The sequence below is a fragment of the Ramlibacter aurantiacus genome (assembly GCF_016722895.1).
Lineage (GTDB): Bacteria > Pseudomonadota > Gammaproteobacteria > Burkholderiales > Burkholderiaceae_C > Ramlibacter > Ramlibacter aurantiacus.
The window spans coordinates 1-16737 of record NZ_JAEQNA010000016.1; the positions used below are offsets into that span (position 1 = coordinate 1).

The 16737-nt window shown below is 62.2% G+C and carries 13 protein-coding genes, 2 pseudogenes and 1 other annotated feature; of the genes and pseudogenes, 3 read left to right on the forward strand and 12 right to left on the reverse strand.

Going from position 1 to position 16737, the window contains the following annotated elements:
• Window positions 1–108 precede the first annotated feature (108 nt).
• From JI739_RS23960 to JI739_RS23995, 8 genes are all read right to left on the reverse strand, one after another.
• Window positions 109–627, reverse strand: a complete 519-nt coding sequence (locus JI739_RS23960; protein ID WP_201686551.1) for a DDE-type integrase/transposase/recombinase — start codon at window positions 625–627, stop codon at window positions 109–111.
• 544 nt (window positions 628–1171) lie between these two features.
• Window positions 1172–2371 carry an FAD-dependent monooxygenase gene (locus JI739_RS23965; RefSeq protein ID WP_201686552.1) on the reverse strand — a complete coding sequence of 400 codons (1200 nt, stop codon included), beginning with the start codon at window positions 2369–2371 and terminating at the stop codon, window positions 1172–1174.
• Between the two features lie 2 nt (window positions 2372–2373).
• Window positions 2374–3387, reverse strand: coding sequence for a cupin domain-containing protein (locus JI739_RS23970; RefSeq protein ID WP_201686553.1), 1014 nt, complete (start codon window positions 3385–3387; stop codon window positions 2374–2376).
• A gap of 22 nt (window positions 3388–3409) precedes the next feature.
• Window positions 3410–5449 (reverse strand): acetoacetate--CoA ligase, encoded by a 2040-nt coding sequence (locus JI739_RS23975; RefSeq protein ID WP_435531640.1) that lies wholly within the window; start codon window positions 5447–5449, stop codon window positions 3410–3412.
• Window positions 5450–5469: 20 nt separating this feature from the next.
• Window positions 5470–6822, reverse strand: a complete 1353-nt coding sequence (locus tag JI739_RS23980) for an acetyl-CoA carboxylase biotin carboxylase subunit (protein WP_201686555.1) — start codon at window positions 6820–6822, stop codon at window positions 5470–5472.
• The gene (locus JI739_RS23985; RefSeq protein ID WP_201686556.1) at window positions 6819–7340 is read right to left on the reverse strand and encodes an acetyl-CoA carboxylase biotin carboxyl carrier protein; all 522 of its coding nucleotides are present in this window, start codon (window positions 7338–7340) and stop codon (window positions 6819–6821) included. The genes JI739_RS23980 and JI739_RS23985 overlap by 4 nt, the downstream gene beginning before the upstream one ends.
• Before the next feature lie 12 nt (window positions 7341–7352).
• A complete protein-coding gene (locus tag JI739_RS23990; RefSeq protein WP_201686557.1) occupies window positions 7353–8846 on the reverse strand; it encodes a hydroxymethylglutaryl-CoA lyase-like TIM-barrel protein in 1494 nt (497 codons plus the stop codon).
• A gap of 102 nt (window positions 8847–8948) precedes the next feature.
• Window positions 8949–9902 carry a tripartite tricarboxylate transporter substrate binding protein gene (locus JI739_RS23995; RefSeq protein ID WP_201686558.1) on the reverse strand — a complete coding sequence of 318 codons (954 nt, stop codon included), beginning with the start codon at window positions 9900–9902 and terminating at the stop codon, window positions 8949–8951.
• A 232-nt stretch (window positions 9903–10134) separates the two neighbouring features.
• Between JI739_RS23995 and JI739_RS24000 the strand changes: the two genes are divergently transcribed.
• Window positions 10135–10848, forward strand: a complete 714-nt coding sequence (locus JI739_RS24000; RefSeq protein ID WP_236590028.1) for a Crp/Fnr family transcriptional regulator — start codon at window positions 10135–10137, stop codon at window positions 10846–10848.
• A gap of 68 nt (window positions 10849–10916) precedes the next feature.
• On the opposite strand, the pseudogene JI739_RS24950 reads toward JI739_RS24000, so the two are convergent.
• From JI739_RS24950 to JI739_RS24015, 3 genes and pseudogenes are all read right to left on the reverse strand, one after another.
• A pseudogene (locus tag JI739_RS24950) lies at window positions 10917–11125 on the reverse strand (hypothetical protein); the annotation flags it as partial.
• 150 nt (window positions 11126–11275) lie between these two features.
• Window positions 11276–12230 (reverse strand): annotated as a pseudogene (locus JI739_RS24010) (IS3 family transposase); the annotation flags it as partial.
• Window positions 11809–11925: a sequence feature (AL1L pseudoknot), on the reverse strand. Its footprint overlaps the pseudogene before it by 117 nt.
• A gap of 150 nt (window positions 12231–12380) precedes the next feature.
• Entirely contained in the window at window positions 12381–13937 is a 1557-nt protein-coding gene (locus JI739_RS24015; protein ID WP_201686559.1) for a sialidase family protein, read from the reverse strand.
• Between the two features lie 1617 nt (window positions 13938–15554).
• Between JI739_RS24015 and JI739_RS24020 the strand changes: the two genes are divergently transcribed.
• Together JI739_RS24020 and JI739_RS24025 are read left to right on the forward strand one after the other, a co-directional pair.
• Window positions 15555–15752, forward strand: a complete 198-nt coding sequence (locus JI739_RS24020) for a hypothetical protein (RefSeq protein WP_201686560.1) — start codon at window positions 15555–15557, stop codon at window positions 15750–15752.
• A gap of 109 nt (window positions 15753–15861) precedes the next feature.
• Window positions 15862–16233, forward strand: a complete 372-nt coding sequence (locus tag JI739_RS24025; protein WP_201686561.1) for a hypothetical protein — start codon at window positions 15862–15864, stop codon at window positions 16231–16233.
• 312 nt (window positions 16234–16545) lie between these two features.
• Here JI739_RS24025 and JI739_RS24655 read toward each other — a convergent pair.
• Window positions 16546–16737, reverse strand: a 192-nt coding sequence (locus tag JI739_RS24655; protein WP_236590029.1) for an integrase core domain-containing protein, incomplete at its 5' end; no start/stop codon positions are given.

Genomic DNA, 16737 nt, shown 5'->3' on the forward strand with positions numbered 1-16737 from the left:
GCTGCCGACGCAGCCGGCCAGCCGAATCGACGAGCTGCTACCGCACCGCTGGACACCCTCGGCACGCTGACTCGTTGATCCTCCGGCCGCAACGCGGTCAAGATGGGATCACCGCACGCATACGCAGAACGCGTGGAAGCGTTCGTTGAACTTGACCTCGCGCGTGCGGGCATCGTGCTGCACGACCAACGCCTTGGCGTTGTCCAGCAGGATCTCGTGCGGCAAACCACCGAAGTGCGCGAAGGCTTCCTCAAGACCATGCAGCCACGCCGATTGACGCTCGTGCAGGAACACCGTGACGAAGCACCGGCGACTGTAGGCCAGGGTGGCGACGAACAGGTGAATGCGTTGAGGCTGCCCAGCAACCACCACGGAGGTACTGCCGAAGTCGATCTGTAGCTGCTGGCCAGGAGCCGGCTCGTAGCGCACCGTCGCAACCGCCTCGGCATGTATCTGCTGGCGCAGCGGCCGCACGGCGCGCTCGACGGTGCGCAAGCTGACCTCGATGCCCAGCTCTCGCACCAGGTCCTGCCGCACGACGTCTGCGTTGCCCCGGTGACGCCGTATGCGCTCGGCGAGCCACTGCGTGTGCGGTGTCAAAACGCCTTTGCGTCGGCTCGTGTCCATCGGCCGCCATCCGCCGGCGCGCAGGACTACACCCCAGCTCATTGCTGATTCGCTTGGACCCCCAGCCCAGCGCATGCAGCGCCAGCATCTTTTGAACTTCCTGCGGCGCCAACATCCATTCGCCCCCACGGTCTGATACGACCTGTGGAGCTTGGACTAACTCTTCCATAGAACCTCCTTCGTTGAAGAAGGGGGTCAGTTCTCAATGTCGCCAGGGGGGCAGTTTTACGTGTCGCCTGACACTCGCTTTGCGTCGCACTTAAACAGGCACGGTCGCCGTGGGCACGTGGGCACCGTCTGGCGGCCTGCAAAGTCACCTGCCCGGCCGGAGTCGGTCCCCTGCATCGCGAACGCTAGCCCAGACGGCCATCAGTTCCGGGATCGCAACGGGTTTCACGATGTGGTGATCGAATCCGGTGGTGGCAGCTGAGTGCTGCCACCACCGGATCCCGCGGATCCATTCCCGCGGCAGAGGGACCCTCGACGCTGTCCCTACCCCGGCCAGAATCGCCTGGCATTAAGACCTGCGCTTGCAGCAATCGATTTAGGCCGGCGTTATGGCAGTCCAAAGCCAGTCCAGACAGCGGTAGAAGTCCTCTTTGCTGCGGGCGCGGTACGCTGCGGTTCGGACCTCAGCGTCGATGTCGGCGCAATGGAACATCTCCCACAGTGCACGCGATTCGAGTTGCACCCGGGCGGTCCGCCGCAGACGCATCGACTCGAAGCGTTGAAATGCGGCCGGGTATTCGTCGCCGTCGACCTGACGCAGGAGCTCTGCCAGGCAGACCGCATCCTCGATTGCCATGCCGGCGCCTTGCGCGAGGGACTGCAGAGTCGCGTGCGCCGCGTCCCCGAGCAGCACGACGCGACCGTCTGCCCAGCGCCGAACAGGATTTCGATCGGAAATGGTCCAGCTACGAGCGAGGTTTACCGCAGCGATGACGTCACGGGCCTCAGGTTGTGCGCAGCGCATGATTCGGGTCAAGTATTCACGGTGGGCTTCGCCGCCCGAACCCATTTCGGGCGCAAGCTTCACTACCACCACCACGTTCAGCTCCGAGCGGTCGCGCAGCGGGTAATAGATGACGTGGAATCCCGGACCGGTCCACATCGTGACGCCGTTGCGGCGCCGCGCCGGCTCGGGTGCCCTCTCCATGGGCAAGATGGTGCGGTGCGCTACATAGCCTGTTTCGCGTGGCTTGTCCTGCGGGTGCATCTGCGCGCGAAGGCGCGAGCGCAACCCGTCTGCAGCGATGAGGGCGCAGCCCTCGATGGCTCGACCGTCTTCAGTCACCGCGGTGACGCTGTCGTACGCATTGCGGTAAGCGACCACTGTGGTCGACTGGTTCAGATCGATGTTCGGGTGCGCCCGGCAGGCGGCCAGCAGCAGCTCATGAAAATCCACCCGGTGGATCGCCATGTACGGGGAATTCGCATACCGGCGCCCGAACTGGGGCGTGCGGAGAGGAATTTCAATCAGCTTCTCTCCTGTGTTTAGCTCGTACAGCAGGATTTCGCTTGGCAAATAGGCCTTGGCCAGGACTGCCTGCGCGAGACCCAGACGCTCCAACATCGGCAACACGTTCGGCCCAATCTGCACTCCGTAGCCGATGGCGCCAATCTGATTCGCCTGCTCAAGCAGGCGCACCCGCCGGCCTTGGCGCCCGAGGGCGAGCGCTGTGCATACGCCTCCCACGCCGCCGCCTACTACCAGCACAGGCAACGCGCTTCGGTCTGCAAGCATTGTCACTGCGGTGTTTCGCCCTTGTTGAGTTGTTCCAGCGCATAGAACTGGCAATAGCGCATGAGCTTCTCGTCGGAGAGCTCGATGATGACGGACTCCTCATCCGAACGGTGCTGCAGCCGGAGTCCCATCGGTACAGCCTGGACATCGCCGAACTCCCAATTGAAGCCGTGCTCGCCGATAAGACTGTGTCCGCGTCCCTTCAGTACGACGTAAATGGAACTGGCGCTGTGACGGTACGCAAGCCCAGACCACCCGGCAGGCATTCGATGCACCTTGATGCTGATGGTGGGCATGGAGGGGGCTGTCAGTTCGATGGTCGTGCCGAACAGGCACGCAGCGGCCTCCTCCTGCCGTTCAGCCCGCAGATCGAGCAGCTTGGCAGTATCCGCCCACGCAAAGCGCATGGGCGACTCCGCCGCCTCCTCGATCGCTGCCTCCCACTGCTGAGGGTGCTCGTCGGCAGACATAGGCTCGAGCAAGTGCACCAGCGGGATGTCAAGGCAGTCGAACCAATAAGCCTGCTCCGCGCCTTCGTGGCCATGACCGTGCCAGTACCCGCCTGGTGTGAGCACCACATCGCCGTTTTCCATCGGATGCTTGCGGCCGTTGACAACGGAGTAGCAGCCGACTGATTCAAGAATTACCCGTAGCGCATGTGGCGAATGTCGGTGTGACCTCGCGCGCTCACCTGGCAAGATCGACTGGTATGCACCGATCAGTGTCGGCGTGGTGGCGAAGTCATTCCCGTCGACCGGGTTGCGCAGGATGAAGTTGCGTCTTTCGGCCTGGTCGGTACCAATTACACGCCCGGCCGCCTGGAGCGCCGGCCTGATGCGGCGGTACGCCCAGTGAGCTGGTACGAAGCGGGACCGCGGCCGGCTCCACATGAGTGGACGTTCATGCCCAATCCAACCGGGGACGCATTGGATTGCGGCAATGTGCTCAATTAGTTGGTCGGTGTTCCGGATCCAGCCGCAGTCGTGGTCGGGGATGACAGTAGGCGCTTTCTGCATGCTTCGGGTCCTTGCGTCGGCTTCAGCTCTGGCCAAGCTCAGGAGCCTTACGGGGTTGCGTTTCGCCCTGACGGGAGCTCTCGCGGTCTGAACGCTGCAGTCCGGCGGCGAACTTCACAAAATAGGCCAAGCTGGCGGGGTTTGCCATCGAATCCTGGCTGGCGACCGAATCAAGAGGCACGCCCAGAAGCAGCTTGCGCACGGGAACTTCCAGTTTCTTGCCGGTGAGCGTCCTGGGGATCTCATCTACTTCATAGATCTCGTCGGGCACATGTCTTGCAGAGGCCTTGTTGCGGATTTCCTCTTTAATCCGCGCCTTCAATCCGGGCTCCAGGGTGCAGTCGGGGCTGAGCACTACGAAGAGCGGAAGGAACGAAGGCCTACCAAGATACTCCAGGTCCACAACGAGGCTGTCGCAAATTTCCGGCAGCGCTTCGACGACGCCATAAATTTCGGCTGTCCCCATCCGGATACCGAAGCGGTTGATCGTGCTGTCGGAGCGTCCGTAAATAACCGCCGTGCCCCGCGGCGTGAAACGGATCCAGTCGCCATGTCGCCAGATCCCAGGGTAAACGCCGAAGTAGCTTTCGCGGTATCGCGCTCCCTTGGGGTCGTTCCAGAAGAACAGCGGCATCGAGGGCATGGGTTGTGTGATCACCAGCTCACCGACTCGGTCCAGGACGGCTTGGCCCGCCTCATCGTATGCGTACGCCGCGACGCCCAACTCGGCGCATTGAAGTTCGCCAGCGGTGACCGGCAGCATGGGAGCACACGCAACGAACCCCGAGGCGATATCGGTGCCACCGCTGACGGACGCCAGCCATACGTCTTGCTTCACCGCCTGGTAGACCCATGCATAGCAATCGAGTGGCAGCGGTGAGCCGGTCGAGTTGATGGAGCGCAGGCTCTCGAGCGCCACGACCTCACCCGGGCGCAGACCTTGCTTCATGCAGTTCGTGAGATAGGCCGCGCCACAACCGAATAGCGTGACGTGCTCTTGGTCGATAACGCGCCACAGCGCGTCTGCGTTTGGGTAGCTGGGATGCCCGTCGTACAGGACAGCCGTCGCACCCGCCAGCAAGGCACCAGCCTGCAAGTTCCAGACGATCCACCCGGTGCTGCCAAGAAACAGAAGCCTTTCGCCTTCTCGGAGATCATGTTGCAGTCCCAGCGTCTTCAGGTGCGTCAGGACGATCCCACCATGACCATGGACCATGGCTTTGGGAAGGCCGGTCGTGCCGGACGAGTACACGATCCACAGTGGATGACTGAAGGGCACGCGATCGAACACGAGCTCGCACTGCCTAGCCAGGCAATCGTTCCAGGCTATGCAATTGTTCCAGGTGACGGGCCGGGTCGACGCCAGTGGGCCGTCCACATGGATCACTGCTCGCACGCTAGGCAGCTGCGCGAGCAGCTGCTCCACCACTTCTACGCGGTCGTGCAGTTTTCCAGCGTATCGATAGCTGTCGGTCACGATCAGCAGCTTCGGCTCGATCTGCCGCAGCCGATCGAGTACCACGGTCGGCCCCATGTCGGGGGAACAGCTGGACCACACCGCGCCGATGCTGGCGCACGCAAGGAAAGCGATCACTGCTTCGTCTCGGTTCGGAAGGTACGCAGCCACCCGGTCACCTGCGCGAACACCTGCACGGCGAAGGAACTCGGCCATCGCTCCGGTGGTGCTGGCGAGCTCCGCCCAGGAGATCTCTCTCCGCGGCTCGTCCTCGGCTCGGCAGATCAGCGCCGGCCGATCGGCATTCGCTTGACGGAAAACATGCTCTGCATAGTTCAGGCGCGCCTTCGGATACCACTGCGCGCCCGGCATCGAGCGGGTGGTGAGCACTGGCTCCATGCCACCGTCGGCCTGAACATCAAAAAACTCCCAAATACTCTGCCAAAACGTCTCGAGCTCGTCCACCGACCAACGCCACAGGGCCGAATAGTCCGAGAACTCCCGGCCGGTGTTCTGGGCCAGCCAGGTTTGGTATTGGCTCATGCGAGTTGCCGCCAATTGCGCCGGACTTGGCCGCCACAGAACGTCGCCCTCCTGCAATGGCAGCTGTGCGGAAGCTGTAGGCATCAGGTCTTCACCAGAAGGGCGTCGAGTAGACGCGTGTTGATCTGGCCCCCGCTGAATCGTTCATCACCAACAACTCGCCGCAGGAATGGGATCGTGGTGTGGATTCCCTCCACCGCGAACCCGGCCAGTGCCTGGCCCATCAAATCCAGTGCGCTGTCCCGGGTGTCGCTCGTGACGATGAGCTTTCCCAGCAGCGAGTCGTAATGTGGCGGCACCTTATAGCCTGTCGTGCAATGGCTATCCAAGCGGATGTGCGCGCCAGCCGGCGGCTCCCACCGCAAGAGCACGCCAGGACTGGGCGCGAACCCTCGATCGGGGTCCTCGGCATTGATGCGGCACTCGATCGAATGCCCCCGGCACGTGATGTCCGCCTGATCCAATTGCAGGCCTTCACCCGCGGCGATGCGGAGTTGCTGCTCCACGAGGTCGATGCCAGTCACCATTTCCGTTACCGGATGCTCCACCTGGATGCGCGTGTTCATTTCGAGAAAATAGAACGCCTCGGCGTCTGCATCCACGAGAAACTCGACCGTGCCGGCGCTTCGGTAGCTCATTTCCCTTCCGAGCTTCAGCGCGGCAGCAAAAATGCGCGTATGCAACTCCTCGGAGAGGAAGGGCGCCGGGGCTTCCTCAATGAGCTTTTGGTGACGCCGCTGCACCGAGCAGTCTCGATCGCCCAGATGCACGACATGCCCTTTTCCGTCGCCGAGAATCTGCACTTCGACATGACGCGCATTGCTGACGTAGCGCTCCAGATACAGCGTGTCGTCGCCGAAGGCGGACCGCGATTCATTCGACGCAGCGACGAAGGCGGACCGCAACTCTTCCTGTCGCGGGACGATTTTCATTCCCCGCCCCCCGCCACCGGCCGCGGCCTTGAACATCACGGGGTATCCCACGCGTTCGGCCTCCGCGAGCGCTTCCTGGAGCGATGCAATGCGTTCCGTGCCACTCAGCACCGGGATGCCGCAGCGAACTGCAAGGGCGCGCGCCTGCAGCTTGTTGCCCATGGCGCCGATTTGCTTCGAAGTCGGACCCACAAAGCGAAGGCCTTTGTCTTCACAGGCTTGGGCAAAGGTCTGCGACTCCGAGAGAAATCCGTAGCCTGGGTGAACCGCGTCGCAATCGCGACCGTCGGCCGCGGACAGCAGCGCGTTTACATTCAAGTAGCTGCCCGAAGCCTCTCCCGGGCCAATGCAGACGGCACGGGTGGCGGTCCTGGCGGGCAAGCTGTCCCGATCCACAGTGGAGACCGCCAGCACGGACTCGATGCCCAGCTTTTCACAAGCGCGAATGATGCGCAGCGCAATCTCGCCTCGATTTGCGACAAGCACTCTTTTAATGGAATTCATGCGGGCGGTTTAACGTACAGCAGCGGCTGATCGAACTCGACAAATTCACCGTCCGCAACCGCCACGCCCGTGACGGTTCCGGCAACGCCCGCCGCGACAGCGTTGAACACTTTCATGACTTCGATTAGGCCGACCGTCGTGTCAGCGGTCACTAGAGCCCCGACTTCGACAAAGGGATCAGCCCCGGGTTCGGGTCTGGCATAGAAGCGGCCGATCATGGGCGAGCGAACGGGGACCCCTTCGCCGCCAGGATCCGCGCCGCGGTCCTGCGCTGCGGGAGCCGGCTGCGCGGGGTTTGGGGTGGAGGTTGCGACTGGCGGGGCGAGCAAACCTGCCTGGGCCGTCATGGCGAAAGAACGCTCCTGCGGCGCAGCTTGCCGCGCAGGAGGATGGCCGATGCAAACTCGCAAATCACCAATCTGCAATTCAAGGTAGTCGAACCGCGACTTCTCAACCCGATCGATGATCAGCGAAATTTCCCGTATTTGTTCAAGAAGCTTGTTGTTGGTGTCCGTCATTCTGTCCAGTCCTCAGTGTTTCCCGAGCGTTATGTAGTCACTGCCGTTACTGACGCTGATGTAGGGGGTTTGTCGAGTGGCCGTGAGCTCGTTCAACAGCGCCAGGATCGAGCTTTGCGGGCGCTCATCGAAGCGACGGTAAGGGCCAGCCCTTCGCATAAGTGACAGCTCCTTGTCGCCTTTCATGATGTAGCGAAGAAGGAACTCTTCGTCCGACAGTGCGCTGGCATCAAGCCGTGCCCGAAGCGTTCGAATCGAGACCTCTCCGTCCGAGGCCTGGGCGAGTTCGGCGGCGATTTCGCGCGTTCTCGGCAGTGACAGCACTTGGTCCTTCAGGCCAGGGTCCTGATGCTCATAACCGGAGTCTTTGCCGAAGGCGCCGAGCGAAAAGCGAATAATCTCGTCGGTGATCAACTTATAGCGCTGGCCGGTCGCGATGTTGATCGCGGCCTGCGTGACCACGAACTGCGAATACGGCGTAATCATGATCGGATAGCCCAGTTCCTTTTGCACCTGAACCACCTCTTGAAGCACCTCCTCGAACCGATGTTGAATACCGAGCTCCTTGAGCTGCTGACGCAGGTTGGAGATGACGCCACCCGGAATTCGATGGGCGAACTGCGCGTGGTCATATTCGAGCGGCGCGCCGATTGGAAGGCCTTCACGCACGGCAATGTCGGCCAGGGCCTGCGAAGCGTCGCGCAGTGCCTGCCCGTCATCGATCTGTGCGATGCCGCCCATCAATCGAATGTTCTTGGCGGTGGCAAAGATCCCGGGCTGCCCGGGACCATTGGCTAGTGGCGGCAGCCCCGTGTGCAGCGTGCGCGTGCCAAGCTTCGCCGCATCTAGGTAGAAGTAGGGTGCCATGCCCGTGGTGCAGTGCGAGTGAAGTTCAAGAGGGATTGCACCGGCGTTCTTCAAAATCGCCGGCACCAAGGTGGCTACGCGCTCGGGCGTCAGCAGACCGCCGGCATCCTTGATGTAAATAGAGTCTGGCTGGTAGGCGGCGACGTCGCGTGTGAGCTGGGCGTAGTACTCGTCCGTGTGCCGCGGCGAAATGTGGTACGTGAGTGCCACCGCAATTTCCATTCCCAATCCCTTCAGGAATTGGATGAACCAGGGAAAATCGCGCGCGAGCTGGTCCATGTTGTTGCAGTTCACCTGAGCCCTGTTCAGAGCACCCATCGAAGCGGCCAATTTGTAGAACAGCTCAATCACCGCGCGTGGCGGACGCAGTTCAAACGGATGCACGAACGCATTCACCATGCATGCCTTGGGAGTTCTGGGCATCGTGCGAGCCACCATCCGGCTCATTTCCCAAGGATCTTCCTTGAGGTCGCGAATGAACTTCTTGAAAAAAAGCGGGCCAACCGGCACCTCGACCGCCTTGAACCCGGCCCCGTCCAGCGGTGATGCGATCCGCTCCATCATTCCGGTGGTCATGCGCAAACCCCAAAGGCTCTGGGACCCGTCACGCAGGGTCGTATCTATGAAATTCACTTTCATGCGAGTTCTCGAATTTGAAACGACCGCCGGGCTGGTGGACTCGGCCTCGGAGGATCAGTGCGCCGGAGCGCGAGCCCCACCCGGAAGACCTGGCCTTGGGAGCTACTTGCCGGCCAAGTTCAAGCCTTTCGTCATCTCTTGGGCCCAGGCAAGCTCCTGGGCGATCAGATGGCTGAAGGCGGCAGGCGAGGCGCTGGCTTTCGGCGCCGCACCGAGCGGTGCATAGCGCTCGTGCAGGAGGGGCGTACGGACGGCGGCCGCAATTTCCGAATGCAACCTTTCGACGACCGGCCGTGGCGTGGCAGCGTGTACCGCGTAGCCGCCCCAGTAGCTCAGGGGGCCTACGTCAAAGCCGGTTTCGGTGATGCTGGGCACGCTCGGCAATTCCGTTGCGCGCTGTGGCTCCATCACGGCCAGCACACGCGCCAGCCCCTTTGGAGCGAACGACATCGCAAACGGCATGCCGTTAAACTCGAAATCGACCTCGCCTGCCACCAGGGCCTTGATCATTTCCGGTCCGGACTTGTACGGTACGTGCGCCGCCTGGAATCCTCCCGCTTTTTGCAATTGCAGAGCTTTCAGATGTTCAGTGCTGGCAGGCCCTAACGATGCGTAGTTCAGTTTTCCAGGGTTCTTGCGACCGAACTCGACGAGATCGGCCACGGTCCGGAATGGCGAATTGCCTGGGACCATGAGCACCATCGGCATGGTCATGAGCTGGGACACGGGGGTCAACTGCTGCAGGATATCGTATTGCTTGTGTGCAGCCTGTACCGAGACGACGCTGTTGTAGAGATAAAAAAGTGTGTGCCCGTCGGCTGGAGCTGACAGTGCACTCTGTAAGCCGATGACGAAGAGGCCGCCGGGCCGGTTATCGACGATCACCGATTGCTTGAGCGACTTCTCCAGTTCCATCCCTAACGGGCGTGTCACCACATCGGCCGCGCCTCCTGCGCCCAGGGGGATCACAATCCGCAGTGGACCGCGGGGAAACTGTTCGGCCTGCCCGTGCACCGGCAAGGCGAGGCCCGCCGCCGTGCCTACGACCAGGTTCAACGCGTGCCGACGGGAGAAAGTTTGATTTGGGAGCATCCCACATCCTTTGCTGCAGCCGTATACGTCGACTGCGAAAGCATCATGCCGACGTCCACTCGTCGGACATTGTCTTGGAGGCGACAGTTGTGGCTAGGGTTAACCATGGGAATGCGATTTGTGCAGCGCCAGCCGATCCGCAGCTTGTAGCGGCGCCGGTGTAGCGTCCCCTGGGGCTATGTGAGTGAGATTCAGCATGACGCGAACAATGCGGGCACCGGCGGTGGAATTTGCAGATAGCCGCGAGCTTCTCGAGCATTCGCCCTGGTTTGAATCGCTCAGCGAGAGCGGTCGGAGCGAGGTTTGCAGAACGGTGCTCGACCACGAGGTGCGGGCTAACTGCCCGTTGGGTTCGCAGGGCGAACTGCCTCACTACTGGTACGGGGTCGTCGCAGGTCTTCTGAAGTGGTCCGTGCTTTCCGTGGAGGGACGCAGCGTGACCATTGGTGGACAGTCAGTGGGCAGTTGGTTCGGAGAAGGCACCCTTCTTCGAGGTCGACCAAGAAATGCGGAGCTGATTGCGCTTCGGCCAAGTCGCGTCGCCCTGGTGCCGTTCGAAACGTTTGCATGGCTTCGCAAAACCGAACCTAGCTTTAACGAGTTTCTCCTCAGGCAGCTGAATGAGCGCATGCACTGGCTCCTGGACGCGCTTTCGGCACGCCGGCTCCTCGACGCCGAAAAACTGGTGGCGCGCGCATTGTCGGGACTGGTGGATCCGCTGATCAACCCGCTAGGTGTTCGCTTCCTTCAAATCTCTCAGGAGGAACTGGCCAACCTGGCCGATGTGTCTCGCCAACGTTGCAATGAGATCCTCACGCAATTAAAGCGAGACCACATTGTCGAACTGGAGTACGGGGCGATCCGGATTCTGGACGCGCAGACGCTGCAGACTACTTGGGCACTGGGGTGACTGGGATGCATGTAGCTGGCGTACCTACAGCGGCGTTGCTTCGCTCCAGAAGAAAACGCTGGGCGGATTCAACCGGTTGTCGCAACACCGGGTTGTTGACTGGATTTTAGATATTCACTCAAGGCTTCGGCTGGTGTCCTCCAGCCGAGTGTTTTTCGGGGCCTGGTGTTCAGCGCATTGGCAACGGCGTGAATCTCTTGGTCTCGCGAGGGAGGTGCACAAGCATTGTGAATCGGCTCGATCGCTCAACCAACGTGCCGATCGCGGAGCGGTTCAGCAGAACCGCCGCTCCATCTCACGCCGAAGCGACGGCGCACCTGGCGAGCGCATCGCCGATCGCCCCGTCAACTTCAACATCCACCCTGCAGGTCGTCCCATAAAACACCTTCATGATCAAAGTGTTGCGATGACCGGTTGAATCCGCCTTGCGCGACCCGCGATCGGAGTGACAAACGAGACCGGCGTCTCGCTCGGGCTGCCTGGCGTACAGGGCCTGCTCCAGGGCGTCCAGCACGAAGTCCGTTCGCATCGAATTGCTCACACGCCAGCCGACGATGCGGCGCGCAAACACGTCGATGACGAACGCCACATACAACCAGCCTTGCCAGGTCGACACGTAGGTGAAGTCGCTCACCCACAGCTGGTTCGGCCGCTCTACCCGGAACTGCCGGTTGACCCGGTCCAGCGTACATGGCGCTTTGTTGTCGCTGACGGTGGTCCTCACCACCTTGCCGCGCATCACGCCGCGCAGGCTCAGGCGCCGCATCAGTCGCTCCACCGTGCAGCGGGCGACGACCGTTCCCTCGCGGGCCAGTTGCCTCCAGACCTTGTCGGCCCCATAGACCTGCATGTTGGCCTGCCAGACGCGTTGAATCTGCGGGGTCAGGTCTCGTCCCGGTGAGCCCGTGCGCAGCGCTTGGCGGGCTCTCTCAGCAGCGCAGCGTGCCGCCAGTACCCCGACGGGGCAATCTGCAATGCCTTGCAGATCGGCTCGACCCCGTGGGCTGCGCGGTGCTTGTCGACGAAATCGTTCAGGACTTCAGTCGGCGGTCGAGCTCCGCCTGGGCGAAAAACGCGCTCGCCAGCTTCAGGATCTCGTTGGCCCGGCGGAGCTCCTTGACCTCGCGTTCCAGGTCCTTGACGCGCTGCGCCTCCGAGGTCGTGATGCCCTCGCGCAGGCCGGAATCGACCTCCACCCGCTTGACCCATTCGAGCAGCGTCTGCGGCACGCAGCCGATCTTCGGCGCGGTCGATTCGACCGCTGCCCACAACGACGGGTACTCCCCCCGGTGCTCCTGCACCATCCTCACCGCCCGCTCACGGACCTCCGGTGAGAGGCTAAGGGCGAAGGCTCGTAATCCGTCTGCCTGATGCAAGCGCATTCCATGGCTGCGACCTGCCACCGGAGCCTGCTACCGGAACCGAACGCCCACGGCTGGCAGGTCGCTGGTCCTTTTTCGAGTTGTGCTCTCGGACCGAGTGATCGCACGCTCCCGGCGGGGAACGCCGCCGAAGACGCGGCACCTCGGCAATCAAGGCGTTTGCCTAACGAACACGATGCTCTGGCGGTCGCGGCTGTCAACGCCCTCGACGGCCGGGGGCCAGGCGGCGCGTGCGCCCACGTTGTTGGTGGTCGTGAACGCGGCGACGAAATCGTTGAGGGCACTCGACAGTCCCATATAGTCGCCCGGGAAATAGCCCCGCACGGACAAGGCACTCATGCGCATGTCGAAGGACTGCGGCGTCAGCCGGCGTTCACCGAGGTAGTTGAGGTCCGCATCGAACAGAGACAGGTGAACATCCGTGCTCAGTGGCTGATCGCCGAGTACGTCATTGCGAAAGTCGTAGAACAGCACGCCCACGATGCCTTCCTGGTTGACGGCAACCGTCGGCAAGAAGGCCTGCACCGCATCCGTCGTGCCTTGGTTCACCCGTGTCGGTGTCTCCCAGCTACCGCCACCGTCCTTGGACACCGAGACGTAGACGCCGACGCCACCCTGGCTGTTCGTCGACTGCCAGGCGATGTACGCCCGGTTGGCGACCGGGCTGGCCGCGACGCTGGGCAAGGCGCCGGCGTCGCGCACCGGAATGAACGGAGCCTCCGGGTCCACAGCGAACTTCTGCTGCAAGGTGGCGACGGGGGTATCCACCCGTGTCCATATGCGGCCCTGGTCCGTTGAACGCAGGACCGCCTGCTCGAGCCGCGCCTGGGCCGTTCTGTTATCAAAAATGATGCGGTAGAACGCGTTCAGCAGCGTCCCGTTCGGAAGGACGACGATCTGCGCGCCCTGCCGGAACGTGGCCTGCTCACCCGGGGTGACGGCGCCCATGGTCGCGATCGAACGGGGCGGTGACCAGGTGAGGCCGCCATTGGTGGAGCGCGAGAACACGAGCGACACGATGCCGGTGCGGAATACGGTCCAGGTCGCGTACGCGAAGCGAGCATCGAGGGGATCCGCCGTGATGGTGTTCTTGTCATGGAACAAGGACCTCGAGTTGGCATCCTGCGCCGGTGAGCGGGCGATCACGAGCGGCGGCGACCAGGTCGCCCCGCCGTCCGTGGATCGCGCAACCACCATGCCGTTCTCGCTCACGGTGTTGTCGGTAACGAGCGCCATGTAATGAGCGGTGCCGTCGGGCCCGAAGGTGATCCACGGATCGGAGGCGCGCTCGTAGTCGCCGGCCGTACGCGCTGCCGCGCCGGAACACCGGGTGAACGGGATCTGCACCGGCGCCCATGTCGCCCCGCCGTCGGTGGTGTAGGCGGCGCCCAGGCTCTGTGCGCCGCCAGTGCTCCAGCGATCCTGATGCCAGCCGGCGATCATGTTTGTTGGAGCGGTCGGGTTCACCGCAAGATGTGGCTCCGATTCGCTGTTGCGAAAGAGAACACCTTTCTGCGGTGCGCCATTGCACTGCGTGACGGCGGCGAAATCGCCTGGATCCCCGCCATCGGGGTTCGTGCTGGTGCTGCTGATGGGCAGCTGCGCGAGTGCGGCAACAGGCGAAGCGGCAGCCACAAGCAACCCAGCAAAGACCGAAGCCCGGACCAGCAGGGCCGCGGCACGCGAGTGTGACTTGGCAGTCGACATGGCACACCTCCTTCAAGGAACATGGCCCGGGGATGATGCGCCTGCGGCATATGGGGGGCAACAGCATCGCGCATGAGCGGGAGGCTGTTAGCGCCAAAAAATAACGATCCAGGCGCGCACCCGCTGAGTTCGGGCGACTGTGCTGCTACGGGAGATCCGCGAGCGCGGCTTCGACGGCGACATCAGCGGCCGGACCTCAAGAACACGAGTACGGCGGTCCGAAAACCACCCTTGCTATTCCCTCCGATGCCGATCACATTTCGTAGACGGGAAAGGTAGGCACACCATGTTTATCACGGTCATTCACCACATCCACGACCCGGAGGGTTTCCAGGCGGCCGAGGCTAAAGCACTCGAGCAGGGCCTTCCCACCCACATGAGGTTGCCGATTCACGCGGCAACCGGGGACCATCGCCTAGGGGTCTGCATCTGGGAGGGGAAGTCTCTCAGTGAGGTGCGTGAGCTCGTTGAGTCCGTGGTGGGTCCCTACAGCAAGAACGAGTACGCCGAGATGCACGTCGACGGGCTTACTCCGCAATTGGGCAACTAAGCCTGCGTGCGACCCGCTCCCGGGGAAAACGGGATCGCCCGGCTTCGGTTGGGCTCTCATTGTTCGCGCCCAACGGCAGCGCCATCGCCCGACGCGGTGCCGGGATCCCCGCGGGCGACACCGAGGACACGCGCCCTAGCCCTCCCCATCCGCGGCGACAACGGCCCGTCGCGTGGCCGGGGGTTCGGAAACTCACCATGCTCACATCCTGCAGGCGGAACCCATGCGAGGCTTTCGCGCAGTCGGGGAGAGCACGGCCCCAGCAACCGATCTGCGTGCGTCTGCAGGCCGGAGCCGGAAACGTGACAAAAACCGAAGGTAGCGGCCCTCAAGCGATACTCGCATCGCCAAGCCGCATGCACGCCGCGAGAAGCACGAAGCCCCAGGACCCTTGCGGGGCACTGGGGCTCACGATTCTGGTGGCCTGGGGCGGAATCGAACCACCGACACGCGGATTTTCAATCTGCCTTGGTTTTCCTTGTCGGCCAATCACTTAGCCCACTTATCCATCTACAAACCGTCCTGTCTTTAGGCGAGCCCTGTCGAGTGGCCTTTTGCCACTTTGTAGAAACGCGCTGCTATGCAAAACTGTCGCGCGGGCTCGCTTACACCAACTCAGAACTTAGGATTCATGTCAGGACCACTCCGCGCCCATCGCATTGCCAGTCTTCTCTTCGGGCTGGCTGCGGTTGCCCCGTTTGGCACTTGGTTCATTTTCCTTTTTGGTCCGTTTTCAGCGAGCACCATTGACACGCGGACGGTGGGTGAGGCGCTGCGATACGCCTTCTCTGCTCCCGAGACATTTTGGTTTTTCGTTCTGCTCACAGCGCTGGCCGTCCTCCTGCTTTCCTTGGCAGTCGCGTGCGCGTGTCAAATCGAAGCGCCAAGAGCTAGGACAGTCCTGTTAGTGGTGGCGGCTGGGACCACTGTTCTTGCAGCGGCGATTCAATGGCCAGCGGCAGTCCTTGCTGGGGTGGCAACCTATTGTGCGTATCGGCGGGTGACGCCCAACAGGGCGGGGTAGCCAAAGCTTTGTAGGAGGTCGGCAGGAAGGTAAGCTTCTGCTCATGAGCTACCTCCTTGCCACCACCGAATCGAAAGTCCGTTGGTACAAATTCAGCTTCGGGCCCGAGCTGAAGCCGGGTGTTTTCGAACTGCTTGAAGTGCTCGATTTACACCAAGTTCCTGCCTTCGGCGACAAGGAAACGGCGAAGCGCGCGGCGTTGGCACTCGGATTGAAGGTCTGGCGGTACGTCAAGATCTAGCGCGGCGTAGGGTTGTCCACGGCGGCGGGCGGCGCTTGCGACGAACCGACCGGCGCGGTGGGCAACTCGGGCAGGCACACAGGGTTCCCTCACTGCTATGCTGCCGACCATGGCCAAGAAGAAGCGTGATGTCCACTTGATGTCGCCCGAGCAAAGCTCGAAGGCTGCGGACCGCATCAAATACGCGATTGAAAACTTCAACGGCTCATTCGAAGAACTCGAGTCGGCCATCGGCATGTACATGCTTGGCCATTACGTCGGCTGGCGGGTGCTCGTGCTACTTCACAGCAAGCGGACGATTCGAAAGTACGAGGAGATCCTCGGAATCACGGTGCGAGACGAGTTCGCGGACGAAGGCCCCGAAGCGGACCGCTCCCTCGCCTATGGCGTAGCGAAGAAGGTATCGAACTTCTGGAAGGTCGTTTCCGGCGAGACAAAGCTCGACGTCGCGAAAGAAGAACGCAAGCACTTCGGACCATAAGGGGTCGCGATATACCCTTGACGGAACTTGAGGTCCCCTCTATTGTGAGGGGCCATGACGTTCCCTTCTACATTTACCATCCAAGAGGCCGCCTCCGGCAGCTTGGGGCACGCGCGAGCGGGACACTTGCGGCCGGAGGCCGCTGGGCTTGTCTCATCTAGAACAAGTCCGCAGTTCGAACGGCTCGTCAACCTAGATCGACGTTCTTGCGCAGAACGCCGCGTGAAGCGTTTGAAGCGCTCCGTGTGGGGATCGGGGCGTTTACACACCCTCGCTCGTCCCGGCTTTCGGCCCCCTGCGCTGCCCCCTGGATCAGCAACACGACGATTCAGAGCCCTGGGGTTGAATCGTAATGGGTCTGGTTGATTGCGCAGTGCCGCCAGCGAGCTGGCGGCACTGCGCGGCGAACACCGCCGGCGGCAGGTACCCCAAGGTACTGTGAGGCCGGTGGTGGTTGTAGTCGTCGCGCCAGTTGTCGATGACGCTGCGCATGTGGCTAAGGCT